The sequence below is a fragment of the Vallitalea guaymasensis genome (assembly GCF_018141425.1).
GTDB classification, from domain to species: domain Bacteria; phylum Bacillota; class Clostridia; order Lachnospirales; family Vallitaleaceae; genus Vallitalea; species Vallitalea guaymasensis.
The window spans coordinates 3,183,477-3,201,391 of sequence record NZ_CP058561.1; the positions used below are offsets into that span (position 1 = coordinate 3,183,477).

A 17,915-nucleotide genomic window follows, 5' to 3' on the forward strand; every position below is an offset into this window, starting at 1 on the left:
TTCACATGGCTAAGAAAAATTTGTTATATATTTTTGCTGACCAATGGAGAAAGATAGCAGTAGGAATTGAAGGACAAGATAAAATAATAACCCCTAACATGGATAGATTCGCAACAGAGAGTAAAGTTTTTGATAATGCTATTAGTACATATCCCCTTTGTTCACCTCATAGAGCTGCACTTATGACAGGAAAATATCCTTACTCTTGTGGTATGTGGACAAATTGTAAAATAGGATTAGATGAAACAGTAATGTTAAAACCACAAGAAGAAACCATAGGAAAAACACTTAAAAGAAATGGATATGAAACAGCATATATAGGAAAATGGCATTTAGATGCAAGTGAATTAAACTTCAATAAAAATCCTGAATCAGGTGCAATCAATTGGGATGCATTTACACCTGAAGGAGAAAGACGTCAAGGATTTGACTATTGGTTCTCATATGGAGCGATGGATAAACATCTAAATCCTCATTATTGGAGAAATACACCAATGAAGATTGAACCAGGGAAATGGTCTCCAGAAGTAGAGACAGATGTAGCACTTGATTACCTTGAAAACAGGGATAAGAGTAAGCCATTCTGTATGTTTGTTTCATGGAATCCACCTCACCCTCCTTACGATAAAGTACCTGAAAAATATGTAGAGATGTACGATGATATTCCTCTTAGAGAAAATGTCCCAAAAGAAATGAGAGAAGACAAAGAATATCTAAGAACTATCAAAGAATATTTTGCAGCAGTTACAGGACTTGATGAAAACTTCAAAAGGATACTAGATTATCTAAAAGAAAACAACTTGGAAGAGGATACAATAGTAGTATTATCAGCTGATCATGGAGATATGATGGGTTCTCAAGGAATATATGGAAAAAATATATGGTACGAAGAATCAATCAATATACCTTTCATGATTAGAGGAGAAGGCATAGAACCAGGAAGAACAGATTGTCTATTCTCAAGTATAGATCATATGCCAACTCTGCTTGATTTATTAGAAGTTGATATCCCAGCTGCAGTACAAGGACAAAGTTTCAAAGATATAATAGAAGACAAAAAAATGGATGAACCAGATACTGTATTTTTATCAATGATTCCAGGGATGCCTGAACTTATTGAACCTTATAGAAAAAGGGGATTAAATAATAAGTCCTTCGGTTGGAGAGGAATCAGAACTAAAAAACACACTTATGTTATTGATAACGGTACTCATCCAGATGAAAAACAAAAAAGATATCTATATGATAATGAAAATGATCCTTATCAACTGAATCCAGTAATATTAAGTTCAACTGATGAACGATGCAAAAAATATGATGAATATCTAAAAGGTTATTTGAAAGAAATCAAAGACCCATTCTTAATGAAAGGATTAGATAATAATGGTTGATATATCCAAATACAAAAAACCTAATGATGTAGAGATAGAACAAGCTATGAATAACGCTGTAACGCAAGTAGAAACAGATTTAGAAAACTTTACACATAAATTCAAGATAAACGGAACCACTGATAATTTCTATGAACCTAATGACAATATATCATGGACATCGGGTTTTTGGACCGGACAGATATGGATGGCATATGAAATAACAGGTGATGAAAAATATAGAAAAGCAGCAGAAATTCAGGTAGACAGTTTTCTTCATAGAATAGAGAACAAAATTGAAACCAACAATCATGATATGGGATTTTTATATAGTCTATCCTGTGTAGCAGCTTACAAATTAACAGGTAATAAAAACGCAAAAAAAGCAGCAATACTAGCAGCAGACAATTTAATCTCACGTTACAGAGAAGATGGTAAATTCATTCAGGCTTGGGGAAATGTTGGAGCAGATGATAACTATCGTCTAATTATCGACTGTCTTCTAAACCTTCCATTACTATATTGGACAAGTGACGTAACTGGTGACGATAAATACGCTAAAATAGCTAAACAACATATTGACACTTCCTTGAAAGTTATTATGCGTGATGATTGTTCTACATATCACACATTCTATTTTGAACAGGGAACAGGAAAGCCACTATATGGAGAAACAAGGCAAGGTTATAGTAATGATTCTTCATGGTCAAGAGGTCAAGCTTGGGGTGTATATGGAACAGCTTTAAGCTACATGTATACCAAGAACCCAGAGTACATTGAAAAATTCTACAAGATAACTGACTTTTTCATTGATAATTTACCAAAGGACCTAGTACCTTATTGGGATTTCAAATTCACCGATGGAAGTGACGAACCAAAAGACAGTTCAGCAGCTACAATAGCTGTATGCGGTATGCTTGAAATGTCAAAATATCTTGATGAAGAAAAATCAGATTACTACATAGATATAGCTCTAAAGATACTAAAATCTTTGATTGATAATTACGCAGTTAGTGATTCCAAGATATCCAACGGTCAATTACTACATGGTGTCTATGCAAGAAAATCACCGTATAATCCATGTAGGAACAGGAATGTAGATGAATGTAATACATGGGGCGATTACTATTATATGGAAGCTCTCATAAGATTAACTAGAGATTGGAAATTATATTGGTAGGAAGAATAGAACAAATGAATAGGCATATTCGAGCCTGCTCATTTTAGACTGTCGACAAAGTATTAAGTTGAAAAAAGACAACGGTCGTATATTGAAATCATATATAGTGATAATCACTCTCGTTACGTTTGTTGCATCTATCTGTTTATAAGGATGCAACAAGCCGTAAAGGTCGTGATTATCACTATATATGATTTTCTCTATATTTACCACTCTTGAGCCAGTTTGAAAATGCACTTCGTTATAGTATTGCGTTAATGGATAATGCCATATGTTTTGTTTTTTTATTTATCTATGAAAAGCAATAGCCAGTAGCTATTTAAAATAGAAGAAAAAGTGTTTTGTAACTATATTGATGGACACTTAAAGCAAAATAGTATATGTATATGTGAAGTAGTGAGGCAGGACGCCGAACCCAGCTTTTTGCTCAGGACGAGCAAGTAGCTGGCGAAACATATACATATACTATTTTGCAAACTCCAAGTCAGAACAAAATACTTATTCTGACCTACTTGACATCTTATAAAAACAAAATAATGATTATTAAATGAATTCCCTTGACAAGAGTCGAATTATAGTCCATTATATTATAACAATGTTTAAAAAAAGTTAATAAGGAGGATAATGTAGTGGTTATAAAATCGTTTAAACAGTATTCAGGTTTGCCGAAAGAGATCTACATTCTCGCTATTCAGAGATTTGTTAATTCACTAGGCGGTTTTGTTTATGCCTTTTTGACTCTGTTTCTGAGTAAGAGATTAGGTTTGCAAGAAAATGTTATTGGTACTTTTATGTTAATTTGTTCTCTAGTCGGTATACCTGGTTCACTTATTTCTGGTCATCTAGTTGATAAATGTAATAGAAAAACAATTTTGCTTGTTTCAAGAACTTTATCAGCTTTCATATTTATTATTTGCGGTTTCCTTGGTAATTCAATAACGGTTGTTTATTTACTTATTATATCAAGCTTTATATCTAGTTTTTCAGGCCCAGCAAGTGGTGCTATGACAGCGGATTTAACTACTCCTGAAAATAGAAAACAAAGTTTCTCCTTATTGTACCTAGGAATGAATGTTGGACTTGCTTTTGGATTTACAATTGCAGGATATTTATTTGAAAATTACACCAGATGGATATTTTGGGGTGATGGTATAACATCTTTACTTAGTTTATTATTAGTAGTTTTTTATATAAAAGATACTAGACCAACAAAAGCTCAGATAAAAGAAATTAACGAATCTGATAGAGAGGGAGAAAAAGAGGAAAAAGGTTCTGTAGTTACAGCGCTTGTCAGAAGACCATTCCTATTAGGATTTGTAATTATATCTTCTGTTATTGGCTTTGTATATAATCAGCATGGATTTATTATGCCGTTGCATCTGGAGGAATTATTCCCTGATATGGGAGCGAAATATTTTGGTAATGTAATGGCTATTAATACAATGATTGTTGTTGTATTTACACCAATCATAATGTACTGTACAAGAAGGATTAAACCAGTTGTTAATGTGGCTATTGCAACTTTAACATACATAGTAGGTTTTGGCATGATGGGATTGATTAATGAGTTATGGGTATTCTTTGTTGCTGTATTCATCTGGACAACAGGTGAAATAATTGCTACAACCAATACAGGAGTCTATATCTCTAACCATTCACCTGTTAATCATCGTGGTAGATTCAACTCCATTATAGGTATGATTCAGGCTGCTGGACGTTCTTTTGCTCCATTCTTCATGGGAATGTTCCTAGTGTCACACAGCAACTCACAAGGCTGGATATTGACTGGATTCGTTGCGATAATAGCATTTATAATGCTTTATATATTATTTACAACAGAAAAGCGTCACAATGAAAATATTGATAACGTTCAGGAATTACTTTCTGAAAAAGAGGCATCATAACAATAAAGCTATAAGGGTTATATAGAAAGGATTTACTTATGAAGAATAAAAATATAGACGCTACTAAAGGCGATATAAAGAAAAATCTGTGGATACTGGCATGGCCTATAATGATAGGTAATCTGATACAGGTTATATATAATATGACAGATACATATTGGGTAGGGAAACTTGACAACAGTACTGAAGCCATTGCAGCTGTTACCATTACATTTTCAGTTGTATTTGTATTAGTTTCATTAGCGGCTGGATTAGGTATAGGCTCAGCAACGTTAGCAGCTCAATATTATGGTGCTAGAGAATATAAGAAGGTTGACGAAGTAACCTATACATCATTAATTGTAATTGGTGCTATTGCATTGGTTTTTGTTGCTGGAGGTATAATTTTTTACAGGCAGCTTTTTGACTTATTACAGACTCCAGATAACATTATTCCTATAGCAAAGGATTATTTCATTATAATAATGGTAGGTATGATATTCATGTTCATATTCTTTATCATGAGTGGGATATTACGTGGAGTAGGAGATACTAGAACACCTATGATTGCAGGTATAGTCTCTGGTGTAATAAATATGATATTGGATCCGTTTCTAATATTTGGATGGTGGATATTCCCTGAACTAGGTATTTCGGGAGCTGCCTATGCAACTGTAATATCTAGAGTATTTGCTTCAGGATACATTTTTTATGTAGTACTAAGGGGCAAGACTTTCTTGAGAATGAACTTACGCAATATAAAAGTGGATTTGAAAATTACAAAACAATTATTTAAGATTGGAGTACCTTCCAGTATTTCACAAGCTGTAATAAGTTTAGGTGGAACAGTTATAATAAGTAGAGTAAATATGTTTGGTGATGTTGCAATAGCAACACATGGTATTGGTAATAGATTGGAATCTTTGTTGGCCATGCCTACAATGGGACTGGCTCAAGCCGCAAGTTCAATAGTTGGACAGAATCTAGGTGCTGGACAAAAGGAAAGAGCATTCAAGAGTGGGCAATATGCCATGAAAGCATCATTTATCATCCTTGTAATATTGGGAGCTATTTTTGCAATATTCCCTACAGTATTTTTTGATATATTCTCAGACGATACAGAAGTAATAGGGATGGGACGTTATTATATATATGGAATAACATTATTATATGCTTTTGTAGGTTGTAGAATTGTCATGTCCAATGTATTCCAAGGAGCAGGTGCTGCTTCCGTATCCATGTGGTTAAGCTTAATCTGCTTATGGGGATTCAGGGTTCCACTCTCTTATGCACTATCCTATACTCCATTAGGAATAAAAGGATTATGGTTAGGAGTTGGATTATCCTTCATAGTTAGTTTCTTTTTTATGTATTATTTCTATAAAAAAGGTAACTGGATGAATAAGGTTGTTGTAGAAAAGAAAGAACAAGTAGAGGCATAGTATATTATTAGAATTTTAATTAAAAGAAATCCTATCTGAAAATACATTTAATATAGAAGTCAATTAAGAGATAGAGCCCAATGAGGCTCTATTTCTATTAATACGTTGTATTTGATAAATACTATGTTATAAGATTATTTAATTTTTATATATATTCACACTTTAAAAAGATTATTATATGTGGTATTGTTGTATTAAAAACTATTGAAATTAATTATAGTAATAAAATTTAGTAAATGGAGTGTGAATAATAATGAACCCAAAAAGAGAATACATAAAGGGAAAAGATACGTATAATAAGGAGTTGGACAAGCTTAATCATAAAATAAATGTTTATGGTAATGTTAGACTTATTGTAATTCTTTTAGGATTAGGACTTACTATATGGTCGTATACCAGAAAATCTTATCTGCTTAGTTTGAATAGTTTAATTATTACACTGGTTATATTTATCAGCTTAATAATTATACATCAAAAAAATATTGATCTAAGACCTAGATTAACAGCTCTTTGTAAAATCAATGAAAATGGTATTAAACGTTTAAGAGGAGAATGGAAGAAATTCCAAAAGAATGGTAAAGAATTTATTGATGAAGACCACAATTATTCATGGGATTTAGACTTATTTGGCAAGAATTCCTTGTTTCAATGGATAAATCATACCAATACCCCAATGGGTAAGAAGAAATTAAGAGATGCACTTATAAAACCCAATAAAAATATTGAACTAATAAGAAAAAGACAACAAGCCATAATAGAGCTTTCTAAAGATATGAGTTGGGTTCATGAATTAGAAGCAGCGGGCATGTTAGAAGATAATGACAGTATAGATGAAGGAGAATTAATAAAGTGGAGTAAGGATATAGCACCATTCTATCTAAATAATCTATTAGGATTATTTGTAAAGATATTACCTATAGTCTCCATTTTAACTATTGTACTGCCTTTTTGTATACCATCTTTTTCATTTATATATGGATTGATATTTATAAGTATACAGATAATAGTTGCTTTTATAGGTCTTAATAAAAGGCATACAAGGTTATCTACTATTGACGATTTCAGGAAACAGATATCCATATACGATAAGATGATTAAGTTAATAGAATCAAAAGAATTTGAATCAAGTTTATTACAAGACATGAAGAAACAAATGGAAAGTGATAATGAGCTTACTTCTCAGCAGATAAAGAAGCTGGATAGTATTATGGATATGTTTAATATCAGACATTTTCAATTTTATTTGATATTTGATATACTCACATTATGGGATTATCAATGTGCTATTTCACTTGAAAACTGGAAGAACAGATATGGAAAAAATCTTCCAAAATGGTTGGATTCATTGGGAGAAATTGAAGCTCTGGCAAGTCTTGCTACAGTAGTCTATGAACAACCAGATTGGGTAATGCCTACTATTACTAAAGAATATAGAGTATCAGCTACTGAAATAGGACATCCTTTGATAAATGCAAAAGACAGAGTTTGCAATAATGTTACTTTTGGCGGAAGACATTCTTCTCTTTTGGTAACAGGTTCCAATATGTCAGGTAAAAGTACTTTTCTCAGAACTATAGGTATAAATCTAGTATTAGCTTATGCTGGAGCTCCAGTATGTGCAAAAGAGTTTTGCTGTCCTATGATGGATTTATATACTTCCATGAGAGTAAAAGATGATATAGATAACAAAATATCTTCATTCTATGCAGAGTTATTAAGAATCAAAAAAATTATTGGAGCTACTAATGAAGGTAAAAAAGTATTCTATCTATTAGATGAAATATTTAAAGGCACAAACTCAAGAGATAGGCATATAGGTGCTAGAACCTTAATTAAAAAATTATGTAAAGGAAATACGTTAGGACTTGTTTCAACTCATGACTTGGAATTAGCTGATTTAGAATCAGAATCTGATTCTAGAGTCAAGAATTATCATTTTCAAGAACACTATAAGAATAATAAGATATTATTTGATTACAAATTATATTCAGGTGTCTCCAATACATTTAATGCGGTATTCTTGATGAAGGAAATAGGGATAGATATATAAGATTTTATTTGCTATAATAAAATGAGTTAAGTTATTTTCTAAATCATATGGAAAGGGGAACCTCATGAGTTTACAAGCTTACGGACTATTAAAGGGCAAAGCAGTAGCAACAAAAGAAGAAAGAGACAATAACAGACCTCATTATCATATCCATGTTAAAGCTAATGAAGAAAACTATAGGATATCAATCAATATAAAGTCAAATGATGTTTTATCCGAATTACTTTTTTATACTGATGAAAATTTTGAACATGGTATAACTTCAATAATTACTGAATTACCATATGGATTTTATTTCAGTAATCGTGTATCTATTGATTATATACGAGGAAACATGGGGTTTTCTAGAGATGATATGAAGAAAATTCCTCATGACAAAGCTGGCCCTAATAATGATCTTAATGAGAAACTTAATTACTACATAGATAAAGCAATTTCATCTGAAGATACTGATATTTATATATATGGGTCTAAATGGAAAACTGGTAATTACTGTAAACCAGATAGGATTTTTGGCTTTAGCCCTTCAATGGGTATGCATGATATCCATATGAATCAAGGCAATATCAGAAAGTGGAAAAAAGATAGTGGAGTATGGCAAGACGGTTGTCTTTTTATACATTATAAAGAGATAGACAAGTGGATTGGAATTTTCCTTGCCTTCCAATCCCAATCATGGGATAATGATGATTGTACAGGTCAAGCTAACTATAAATATAAGAAGAAAAAAAGATAGGGAGGATTAAAACATGTTTTATGGAATATTTAATTCGCCTTTATTTCCTATTATTGCTGCAGGAGATGAAAAAGGGCTGTCTTGTTTACATCTTCAAACTAAATCAGGTGAAGAACTTGAGCTATCAAAAGAGTGGATTAGACATGATGATTTCTTTACAGATACTTTTAAGCAACTAGATGAATATTTTAGTGGCAAAAGAAAAATGTTTGATATGAAATTGAATCCACAAGGAACCCAGTTCCAAAAGAAAGTATGGAATGCACTAACTAAAATTCCATATGGTGAGGTTTGCTCGTACAAGGATATTGCTATTGCAGTAGGTAATGAAAAAGCTTGCAGAGCAGTAGGGATGGCTAATTCTAAAAATCCTATAGCTATAGTAGTTCCATGCCATAGAGTAATCGGCAGCAGTGGAAAACTGGTTGGGTATGCTGGAGGATTAGATACAAAAGATGAACTACTAAAATTAGAAAAAAGATATAATAGATAATAATAAATTAAGGGGCAGTTTCCATCACATATTTTGACTTTGTTAGTCATGGTATATATATGGAGACTGCCCCTTAGATACTATATGTACTCTAATAATATTTGTTTATGTAATGACATTTATTCAGAAACAATAAAGCTGTCATATCCGGCTTTATCTACAAGGTCTTTTCTTTTAGTAGCATTTTTCATTTGTGAAAATGTACCAGCTATAACTCTATGCTTATTGTTGCTTGGTGAAACATAAGCATCTATTTTCTTAGCGATAAGTTCTTCTTTTAGCTTAGTAGCATTTTCTTTTTTGTCAAATGAACCTACAATTACTCTAAAATATTTTTTAGAAGTGTTTGAAGTTGTAGTTGTACTGGATTTTGAACTAGAAGAACCATTATTTACTGTAGAAGTATCAGATTTTTTATCTTCTTCTTCTTTTTCATCTAACTTCTTGTTAAGGTCTTCATTTTGGCTTTTAAGATCATCAATAATCTTATCTTTTTCAGCTAGAGAATCTTCAAGTTCTTTTATTTTCTCCATAGATTCAGTGTCTTCATTTGATTCATTGGAATCATTACCAGTTGTAATGTCTGTAGTTTCTTGTTGCTTACTTGCATCATTAGTATCATCATTCACCATTTCATTGAGTGATGGTTTCTTTTGACAACCAACAAGAACTAGGGTTAATAGTAACATACTTATTAATACTTTTTTAATCATTTATTCTCCTCCTCGATATGATTATGATACATAAGTCATTTTACTGATAATATGCTAATAATTGTAATAACTTATGTCATATTAGATTATATAGCAGATATATGTCGATTTCAATAGTAGATATGTTTGAGGGTTGACTTTTTATGAGTAGAACAGTATATTTATATTATTGTATTTACATTTTTTAAATATCGTGGTTTAATGTAATAAAAAGGCAAAGCGTTAAAGCTTACACAAGGAGGCAACATGAAGCGATTAATGATTATTGAAGATTACGAATCAAAGATGAGTCTAATGGAGACTGAGATAGCAGTAAAACAAACGAAAGATTTTTTTGAAAATTCTTTATCAAAAGTATTGAATCTTACAAGGGTATCAGCACCATTATTTGTATTACCTGAAACAGGACTTAATGATAACTTGAATGGATATGAAAGACCTGTTAATTTTGATATCAAGGAAACAGGCAAGGTTGCAGAGATTGTACATTCTCTAGCAAAATGGAAAAGAATGGCTCTACATCGTTATAAAGTTGAAGCTGGAAAAGGTATCTATACTGATATGAACGCTATAAGAAGAGATGAAGAGATGGACAATCTTCACTCAATCTATGTAGATCAATGGGATTGGGAAAGAGTTGTTACCAAAGAACAAAGAAATGAAGAATTCCTAAAAGATGTGGTTAAAAAAATCTATCAAGTTTTTAAAGATACAGAGAATTTCTTATATGAAAAATACTCATTTCTAGGTAAAAATCTACCTGAAGACATCAAGTTTATTACTACTCAAGAATTAGAAAATCTATATCCTGACCTAAAACCTTCTGAAAGAGAAGACAGAGCTGCAAAAGAACATTATGCTGTTTTCATCATGAAAATAGGAGGAGCTCTAAAATCAGGAGAGAAACATGATGGTAGAGCACCAGACTATGATGACTGGGAATTAAACGGAGATATTGTATTCTGGAATCCAGTATTAAATAGAGCTTTTGAATTATCATCTATGGGTATTCGTGTAGATGAAGAATCTCTTGAAAGCCAACTAGTAATTGCAGAGGCAGAGGAAAGAAAAGAATTGAAATATCATCAAATGATACTTAATAAGACTCTTCCTTATACAATTGGTGGTGGGATAGGTCAATCAAGAATATGTATGTACTTCTTAAAAAAAGCACATATTGGAGAGGTACAAGCTAGTATTTGGCCAGAAGAAATGATAACAGACTGTGAATCTCATGGTATTAATTTATTATAGATTATTTTTTGATAAGTGAAATATTTTTTGTAATAATTTGTTTTGAAATTTTCAAGTAGTATTCCTAATGGTTTTTTTATTAGGAAAGTTTAACAGTTATATCTTGATATAAGAAGGAAATATACATGTTTATTACAAAAAAACTAAGCTTATAATGATTATTATCTAAAAAACAAAAAAGTTGACAAAGGTATTGTGTATAAATATAATAATAAAAGTGATAAAACTTTAATATTATTGGTAAATGAGTTTGAGTATCTTTGGATAAGCAATTTTATGGACCAGTTTCTCTTATAGCTTTCTTATTGAAATAAGCTTTAATTGAACTGGTCTTTTATATAGATTTTTTTAATAAAACTTATTTTCTAGGGAGGATCAGACATGACTAAAGGACAATTAGAAGCATTGATAAGTACTAAAATGGTAGCTTTCCAACGAGAACAATTGGGTAGAGGTGCTGAAGGAACAAAAACTTATATTAATGGAGACATGATTATAATAAGAATGAAAAATGTTCTGACACCAGCCGAGAAACAATTAGCTATTACTGATCAAGGTAAAGGTTTGATAAAAGAGATAAGGATTCAGTTAGAGAGTATCATCCGTCCAAAATTAGAAGAATTGATGCAGAATCTTACTGGAGCAAAAGTAATAAGTATACACAATGATATTAGTACCAAAACAGGTGAACGAATTGATATGTTCATATTGGATTGTAATCTAGAAGAAAGATTAAAACTAGATTGATCTTCACAGTATTTTTTAAGATTTATTAATATATTAAAACATTGAAGCAGTTCAAGTTTTTAATATGATAATAAATTATTACATTGATATGATTAATTAACTAGAAATTATTATAAGGAGAGTGTCATAATGTTATCATATGGTTTTTTCTTAGATTTAGCGATTATCTTACTTAGTACAAAATTATTAGGTTTAATGACTAGAAAAATACGTATGCCACAAGTAGTAGGAGCACTTCTTGCGGGATTAATACTTGGACCAGCACTATTGAATGTTGTCCATGAAAGTGATTTTATAGATAAGATGGCTGAGTTAGGTGTTATTGTTCTAATGTTCTCAGCAGGTCTTGAAACAGATTTGAAAGAATTGAAAAAATGCGGAAAAGCATCTTTTATTATTGCAGTATTAGGAGTTTTATTGCCTCTTGTTGGAGGTCTTGTAGTAGCTGGATTGTTTGCTGGTAATCTAGCACATATGACTCAAAAAGAATTACTTGAAAATATATTCATCGGAGTGGTTCTTACAGCAACATCTGTTAGCATTACAGTTGAAACATTAAGGGAAATGGGAAAATTGAAATCTCCATCAGGAACTGCTATTCTTGGAGCTGCGGTTATTGATGATGTACTTGGAATAATAATTCTAACAGTCATTTCTAGTTTTGCTGACCCAAGTGTTAGTATTGTAAGTATTTTAGTAAGAATATTATTATTCTTTGTATTCGCTGCTATCTGTGCATTTGTTTTCTATTATATATTCAATAAAATGTCTGATAAGTACGGAAAGAAAAGAAGACTTCCAATATATAGTTTAGCATTCTGTTTGATTCTAGCTTACATAGCTGAAGAGTTTTTTGGAGTAGCAGATATAACAGGAGCATTCTTGGCAGGGATAATCATTTCTAATGTAACTCATTCCGATTATGTTTCAGAGAAGCTGGATATTACATCCTATATGCTTTTATCACCTATTTTCTTTGCTAGTATAGGTATAAAGACAAGTGTTGAAAATATGGATATGAAGATTATTCTATTCGCAGTAGTACTACTTATCATTGCAATCCTTACTAAGGTAGTAGGATGTGGATTGGGTGCTAGAATGTGTGGATATGAGAGCAAAGAGGCTGTTCAAATTGGAGTTGGAATGATTTCCAGAGGTGAAGTTGCACTTATTGTAGCTGATAAAGGAGCATCTATCGGACTTATGAATCATACATATTTTGCGCCTCTGATTATCGTTGTTATCATTACCACAATAATTACGCCAATACTTTTGAAGGTAGTTTACAATAACAAAAACAATAAAAAAGTTAGTATGTCAAGATGAAAATTGGAGGCATGATAAAATGTATTTGGTATTATGTACAATAAATGACGAAAGCAAAAAGAATCTATTTGAAAGTGTATTAACAACAAAAAATGGAGTTCATAGTGTTTTATGGTTAACAGTAAAAGACGGATTAGATAAAAAACTAAAAAACACTATCATAGGTGGTTCTATTTCAGGATTATACGAAAACAAATACAAGTTGACTAGTTTGATCACAATGGAAAAAGAATCATATAAAGATATATATGGGAAATTACAGAAATTAGGATTAGAAGATTACATTGACAGTTATGCCACATTACCAATACTAGAAGATTGTAAATCTATTTCATTAGCCTAAGGAGTGCTTAATTTGAGTAACAATAATAAAACTACGGATACATTGAATCATTGGTATACTCTGGATTTAAAGGTCATATTAGAAGGAATTATCATTGGATTCATAACAGGACTTATAATTGTTTCATACAGAGTGTGTTTAAGCCATGCAGATGAGATTAGAGATAAAGCCTATGAATTTATGTCTGGGAAAACTGCAATGATTATACTATGGTTTGTACTATTGATAGTAGTGGGAATCATCCTTGGATGGTTAGTCAAGAAATATCCAATGATAAAAGGTAGTGGTATTCCACAGATAAAAGGTTTCTTGGTTAGACAGTTGAATATCAGCTGGTTGAAAGAACTGGTACTAAAATTCTTTGGTGGAATATTATCTATTGGGTTTGGACTTTCATTAGGAAGAGAAGGCCCTTCGGTACAAATGGGAGCTACAGCTGGACTTGGATTCAGCCGTATTTTCAAGAGATTCCATCTTGAAGAAAAATATCTAGTTACTGCCGGTGCAAGTGCAGGACTTGCAGCAGCTTTCAACGCACCACTTGCAGGAGTTATATTTGCACTAGAAGAATTACACCGTAATTTTTCACCTATCATACTTATGTGTGCCATGGGAGCATCTATAACAGCAGATTTTGTTTCAAGTAATTTCTTTGGACTAAAACCAATATTTGATTTTACCAACTTGGAGATTCTACCACTTAAGTATTATCTTATGATTGTTGGACTAGGAATCATAGCAGCTGTGCTTGGAAAACTATTTAATAATCTACTATTATTTGCTTCTAAACACATAGATGGTTCAAAAAAAATAAAATCAATATATAAACCAGTAATACCTCTTTTAATATCTGGAATTCTAGGATTTACAATTCCAAGCATATTAGGGGGAGGGCACGAGTTAATTGTCAGATTGACTAATGAAAGTATGTTGATTAAGGTGTTGATAGTTTTATTTATCCTAAAACTATTATTTACAGTTATATCCTACGGTTCTGGTGTACCAGGTGGTATATTCCTACCTGTTCTTGTACTAGGGGCATTAATCGGAAAAGCCTATGGACAAGTATGTGTATCAATATTTAATATAGATGAAGTGTATATACTCAATTTTATAACTTTGGCCATGGCAGCATATTTTACGGCTATTGTAAAAGCCCCAATAACAGGAAGTATACTAGTCACTGAAATGACAGGTTCCTTTAGTCACTTATTACCACTTATAACAATCTGCTTAGTAGCACAAGTTGTAACAGGAGTAATAAATTCAGGAGCAATATACGACCTACTATTAGAAAAACTATTAAAAAACAAAAAAGGTAACTACATGAAAGAAGCAGGGGAAAAGAAAGTGATACTGGAAATCCCTGTAATGTTTGGTTCAGAGATTGAACATAGTAAGATTAAAAATATAACATGGCCTTCTAATTGCCTAGTAGTCGGAATTAGAAGAGGAGAAAAAGAACTGATCCCCAATGGAGAATATAAAATCTACGCTGGTGACTTTTTAATCATACTAACGGATTCCAATGATGCAGATACAATGAAATTGGAATTACTTGATATGGCTACAGTTGAATAAATATTTATATTTACTTGACTGTTTTACATATAAACCCTAATATAATTTAAAAGAAAAATATCCCAATAAGAGATTGATTTATCTGCTTTGAGGGATATTTTTTGTATCTATGATAATGTAACTCAGGTCTATTAATAACTATTGTTGTAGGTGTTTTAGATGGAAATGGAGAAAAGGAAAATGTAATTGCAAAAGGGGTTATAATAATGCAAGTGGAAAATAAAGAACTTGCATTACTTTGATTATTATGGTATCATCTTAAGGGAAAACGCAAATGGAAGGGTTAGAGATGGATAAACCAGCTTGAACCAAGCCGATAACGTGGAAATTGATGGGAGATTATTTATGACAAAGGGTCAGAAAGAAGCTAAAATTTGTGAAGTAATTACTCAATTTGAAGCTGAATATATGGGAAGAGGCCCCAAGAGAATTAATGCAAAAATAATGGATGATGTTATTTTTGTAAGACAATGGGGATTTTTGACATTAGCTGAGGAATCACTTGCAGAGACTAATGATGGAACAGAACTCATTAAAAAGGTTCGTTCACGTCTTTTTGAAAAGGTTAATATTAGATTTAGGAATGCTATAAATGAAGTGATTGACTCAAATATTATTAGTATTCACTCAGATGTAAGTACAATAACAGGAGAGAAGATTATTGTTGTTACATTTGATGAAAATATTGAAGAAAAATTTTTTGGTAATTAAAAACAGAATATAGATGATTGGAAGACAATTAAATGGTTTTTAACCAGTTAAAAGTAAGCCAATATTCACTACTGTAATTAGTGGATATTGGCTTATTTTTTTATATAATTAAGGAGTTTTCTCCTGAAAAACAAGAAAATATATGACTGAATGAATATCCAAAAAATAAAAAGCCTTAGCAAAGGGAAGGGAATGTTAGATAATATGAGCTCATTTGATGTAACTAGGTTTAAAGTTAATAAAGACGTTAGAAGCATATTGGATTCAGCTTCAAAAGTGATTGTACCAAGAAGTAGAGGACATCTGTTGGATTTAGCTACTGGTGGAGGACAATCAGTATTTAAAGTTAATTATTTTATTGACGGAATTGGTTTAACTGAAGAAGCTACGGTAACTAAATGTAAAAATGGATTATCTGTTAATTATCATGAAGAGTATATGAGAAGACGTGATCCAGAATGCATGGTTATCGGAGATAATAAAGATACAGACAAAACAAGATACAAAGAAAGATTTAATGAGGATTTTGACGGTGTAAGACTAGAGACTTATGAATGGTTAAAAAATCAAGAACTAATTGTGATGCCACTTATTGCTGGAGATGACGAATTTGGTTCTCCAACACTACTTATTTGTCCTGCTAATGCTGCCTTTTTTGCAGGGGGGCTTGCTGATCTACAAGGATTTATACCAGAAGAGGAAATAGGTGAGGAATTTGAGCCTAAGGCAATAATATATTTAGCTCCACCTTTTAGACATACACATTTTGATGGTAAGCAAGTTGTTGTCCACAATAGACTTGATGATATTCATGAAATCTTTTCATTCAATTTGTATCCAGGTCCAAGTGCCAAAAAAGGTATTTATGGTGTTTTACTTAATATAGGTGAGTTGGAAAGTTGGACAACTGTTCATGCATCAACAGTAAAAGTAACCACACCATACGATAATTCATTGATTATCATGCACGAAGGAGCTAGTGGTGGCGGAAAAAGTGAAATGATTGAAGAAGTGCATAGAGAAGTAGATGGAAGTATATTATTTGGTGAAAACACAGTAACCAATGAACGCATATATCTTGAAATAGCAGATACATGTGAGTTGAATCCTGTTACTGATGATATGGCTATGTGTCATCCTGAACTACAAAATAATAATAAATTAGTTGTTAAGGATGCCGAAGCAGGCTGGTTTTTGAGATTTAATCATATTACAGAGTATGGGACTTCTCCACAACATGAAAAGCTGTGTATACATCCAAAAGAACCTTTGATATTCTTGAACATGGATGCGTCTCCTGATTCTACGATTCTAATATGGGATCATATTCAAGATGCTCCAGGGAAACCTTGTCCTAATCCAAGGGTAATAATGCCAAGAAGTTTTGTTCCAGAAGTTGTTTCAGAACCTGTGGCGATAGATGTACGTAGCTTTGGAGTTCGAACACCAGCATGTACAAAAGCTGATCCGACTTATGGTATTATTGGGTGTCTTCATATATTACCACCTGCATTAGCCTGGATATGGAGACTAGTAGCACCAAGAGGTCATGCTAATCCTAGTATTACCGATTCAGAAGGCATGACTAGTGAAGGTGTAGGTTCATATTGGCCATTTGCTACTGGTAAAATGGTAGATCAAGCTAACTTATTGTTAGAACAAATAATCAATACACCAAGTACAAGATATGTCCTTATTCCAAATCAGCATATTGGCTCCTATGAAGTTGGATTTAATGCACAATGGATAGCGAGAGAGTATTTGGCTAGAAAGGGCAGTGCCAAGTTTAAACCAGAACAGATTGTAGAATCACGTTGTTCATTACTTGGTTATTCTTTAAATAGATTAAGAGTTGATGGTTATAATATTCCTAAAGGGCTTTTACAGACTAACTACCAACTAAGTGTAGGTGAAGAAGCATATGATCAAGGTGCCAAAATATTAAAAGATTTCTTTAAGCGTGAGCTTACTAAGTTTAATACAGATGAATTACTCCCACTTGGAAGAGAAATCATAAATTGCTTTATGAATGATGGTACAGTTGATGATTATGTAAAATTAATATCAATGAAATAGGAGTATATTT

The 17,915-nt window shown here is 32.0% G+C and carries 15 protein-coding genes; 14 read left to right on the plus strand and 1 reads right to left on the minus strand.

From position 1 onward, the window contains the following. Nucleotides 1-5: 5 nt before the first annotated feature. The 7 genes from HYG85_RS13790 (at nt 6) to HYG85_RS13820 (ending at nt 9,154) form a co-directional block, all read left to right on the plus strand. Complete coding sequence (locus HYG85_RS13790) at nt 6-1,391, plus strand: sulfatase family protein (protein WP_212690153.1); 1,386 nt, start codon at nt 6-8, stop codon at nt 1,389-1,391. After that, nucleotides 1,384-2,550, plus strand: a complete 1,167-nt coding sequence (locus HYG85_RS13795; protein WP_212690154.1) for a glycoside hydrolase family 88 protein — start codon at nt 1,384-1,386, stop codon at nt 2,548-2,550. Before HYG85_RS13790 ends, HYG85_RS13795 begins: the two co-directional genes overlap by 8 nt. 629 nt (nt 2,551-3,179) lie before the next feature. After that, nucleotides 3,180-4,454 carry an MDR family MFS transporter gene (locus HYG85_RS13800; RefSeq protein WP_212690155.1) on the plus strand — a complete coding sequence of 425 codons (1,275 nt, stop codon included), beginning with the start codon at nt 3,180-3,182 and terminating at the stop codon, nt 4,452-4,454. Nucleotides 4,455-4,492: 38 nt separating this feature from the next. Further along, a complete protein-coding gene (locus HYG85_RS13805) occupies nt 4,493-5,875 on the plus strand; it encodes an MATE family efflux transporter (protein ID WP_212690156.1) in 1,383 nt (460 codons plus the stop codon). A 253-nt stretch (nt 5,876-6,128) separates the two neighbouring features. Then, entirely contained in the window at nt 6,129-7,925 is a 1,797-nt protein-coding gene (locus HYG85_RS13810; protein WP_212690157.1) for a MutS-related protein, read from the plus strand. A 64-nt stretch (nt 7,926-7,989) separates the two neighbouring features. Then, the gene (locus HYG85_RS13815) at nt 7,990-8,661 is read left to right on the plus strand and encodes a YukJ family protein (protein ID WP_212690158.1); all 672 of its coding nucleotides are present in this window, start codon (nt 7,990-7,992) and stop codon (nt 8,659-8,661) included. A gap of 13 nt (nt 8,662-8,674) precedes the next feature. Beyond that, entirely contained in the window at nt 8,675-9,154 is a 480-nt protein-coding gene (locus tag HYG85_RS13820; protein WP_212690159.1) for a methylated-DNA--[protein]-cysteine S-methyltransferase, read from the plus strand. Nucleotides 9,155-9,273: 119 nt separating this feature from the next. Here HYG85_RS13820 and HYG85_RS13825 read toward each other — a convergent pair whose 3' ends face one another. Further along, nucleotides 9,274-9,867: an SPOR domain-containing protein gene (locus HYG85_RS13825; protein WP_212690160.1), complete on the minus strand. Its 594-nt coding sequence runs from the start codon at nt 9,865-9,867 to the stop codon at nt 9,274-9,276. Between the two features lie 246 nt (nt 9,868-10,113). Between HYG85_RS13825 and asnA the strand changes: the two genes are divergently transcribed. From asnA to HYG85_RS13860, 7 genes are all read left to right on the plus strand, one after another. After that, entirely contained in the window at nt 10,114-11,121 is a 1,008-nt protein-coding gene (gene asnA, locus HYG85_RS13830; protein ID WP_212690161.1) for an aspartate--ammonia ligase, read from the plus strand. A gap of 381 nt (nt 11,122-11,502) precedes the next feature. After that, nucleotides 11,503-11,868, plus strand: coding sequence for a DUF2294 domain-containing protein (locus tag HYG85_RS13835; RefSeq protein WP_113674125.1), 366 nt, complete (start codon nt 11,503-11,505; stop codon nt 11,866-11,868). A gap of 129 nt (nt 11,869-11,997) precedes the next feature. Continuing rightward, nucleotides 11,998-13,194, plus strand: coding sequence for a cation:proton antiporter (locus HYG85_RS13840; RefSeq protein ID WP_212690162.1), 1,197 nt, complete (start codon nt 11,998-12,000; stop codon nt 13,192-13,194). A 19-nt stretch (nt 13,195-13,213) separates the two neighbouring features. Further along, nucleotides 13,214-13,537: a hypothetical protein gene (locus tag HYG85_RS13845; protein WP_113674127.1), complete on the plus strand. Its 324-nt coding sequence runs from the start codon at nt 13,214-13,216 to the stop codon at nt 13,535-13,537. A 12-nt stretch (nt 13,538-13,549) separates the two neighbouring features. After that, nucleotides 13,550-15,118 (plus strand): ClC family H(+)/Cl(-) exchange transporter, encoded by a 1,569-nt coding sequence (locus tag HYG85_RS13850; RefSeq protein WP_330619091.1) that lies wholly within the window; start codon nt 13,550-13,552, stop codon nt 15,116-15,118. Nucleotides 15,119-15,463: 345 nt separating this feature from the next. Further along, entirely contained in the window at nt 15,464-15,829 is a 366-nt protein-coding gene (locus tag HYG85_RS13855; protein WP_212690164.1) for a DUF2294 domain-containing protein, read from the plus strand. A 192-nt stretch (nt 15,830-16,021) separates the two neighbouring features. Next, entirely contained in the window at nt 16,022-17,905 is a 1,884-nt protein-coding gene (locus tag HYG85_RS13860; protein ID WP_244971197.1) for a DUF4914 family protein, read from the plus strand. Nucleotides 17,906-17,915 lie beyond the last annotated feature (10 nt).

Excerpts from the sequence above, each read along its gene's own strand:
- HYG85_RS13790 (WP_212690153.1), top strand. The coding sequence starts at position 6 with ATGGCTAAGAAAAATTTGTTATATATTTTTGCTGACCAATGGAGAAAG.
- HYG85_RS13795 (WP_212690154.1), top strand. The coding sequence starts at position 1,384 with ATGGTTGATATATCCAAATACAAAAAACCTAATGATGTAGAGATAGAA.
- HYG85_RS13805 (WP_212690156.1), top strand. The coding sequence starts at position 4,493 with ATGAAGAATAAAAATATAGACGCTACTAAAGGCGATATAAAGAAAAAT.
- HYG85_RS13810 (WP_212690157.1), top strand. The coding sequence starts at position 6,129 with ATGAACCCAAAAAGAGAATACATAAAGGGAAAAGATACGTATAATAAG.
- HYG85_RS13815 (WP_212690158.1), top strand. The coding sequence starts at position 7,990 with ATGAGTTTACAAGCTTACGGACTATTAAAGGGCAAAGCAGTAGCAACA.
- HYG85_RS13820 (WP_212690159.1), top strand. The coding sequence starts at position 8,675 with ATGTTTTATGGAATATTTAATTCGCCTTTATTTCCTATTATTGCTGCA.
- HYG85_RS13825 (WP_212690160.1), bottom strand. The coding sequence starts at position 9,867 with ATGATTAAAAAAGTATTAATAAGTATGTTACTATTAACCCTAGTTCTT.
- asnA (WP_212690161.1), top strand. The coding sequence starts at position 10,114 with ATGAAGCGATTAATGATTATTGAAGATTACGAATCAAAGATGAGTCTA.
- HYG85_RS13835 (WP_113674125.1), top strand. The coding sequence starts at position 11,503 with ATGACTAAAGGACAATTAGAAGCATTGATAAGTACTAAAATGGTAGCT.
- HYG85_RS13840 (WP_212690162.1), top strand. The coding sequence starts at position 11,998 with ATGTTATCATATGGTTTTTTCTTAGATTTAGCGATTATCTTACTTAGT.
- HYG85_RS13845 (WP_113674127.1), top strand. The coding sequence starts at position 13,214 with ATGTATTTGGTATTATGTACAATAAATGACGAAAGCAAAAAGAATCTA.
- HYG85_RS13855 (WP_212690164.1), top strand. The coding sequence starts at position 15,464 with ATGACAAAGGGTCAGAAAGAAGCTAAAATTTGTGAAGTAATTACTCAA.
- HYG85_RS13860 (WP_244971197.1), top strand. The coding sequence starts at position 16,022 with ATGTTAGATAATATGAGCTCATTTGATGTAACTAGGTTTAAAGTTAAT.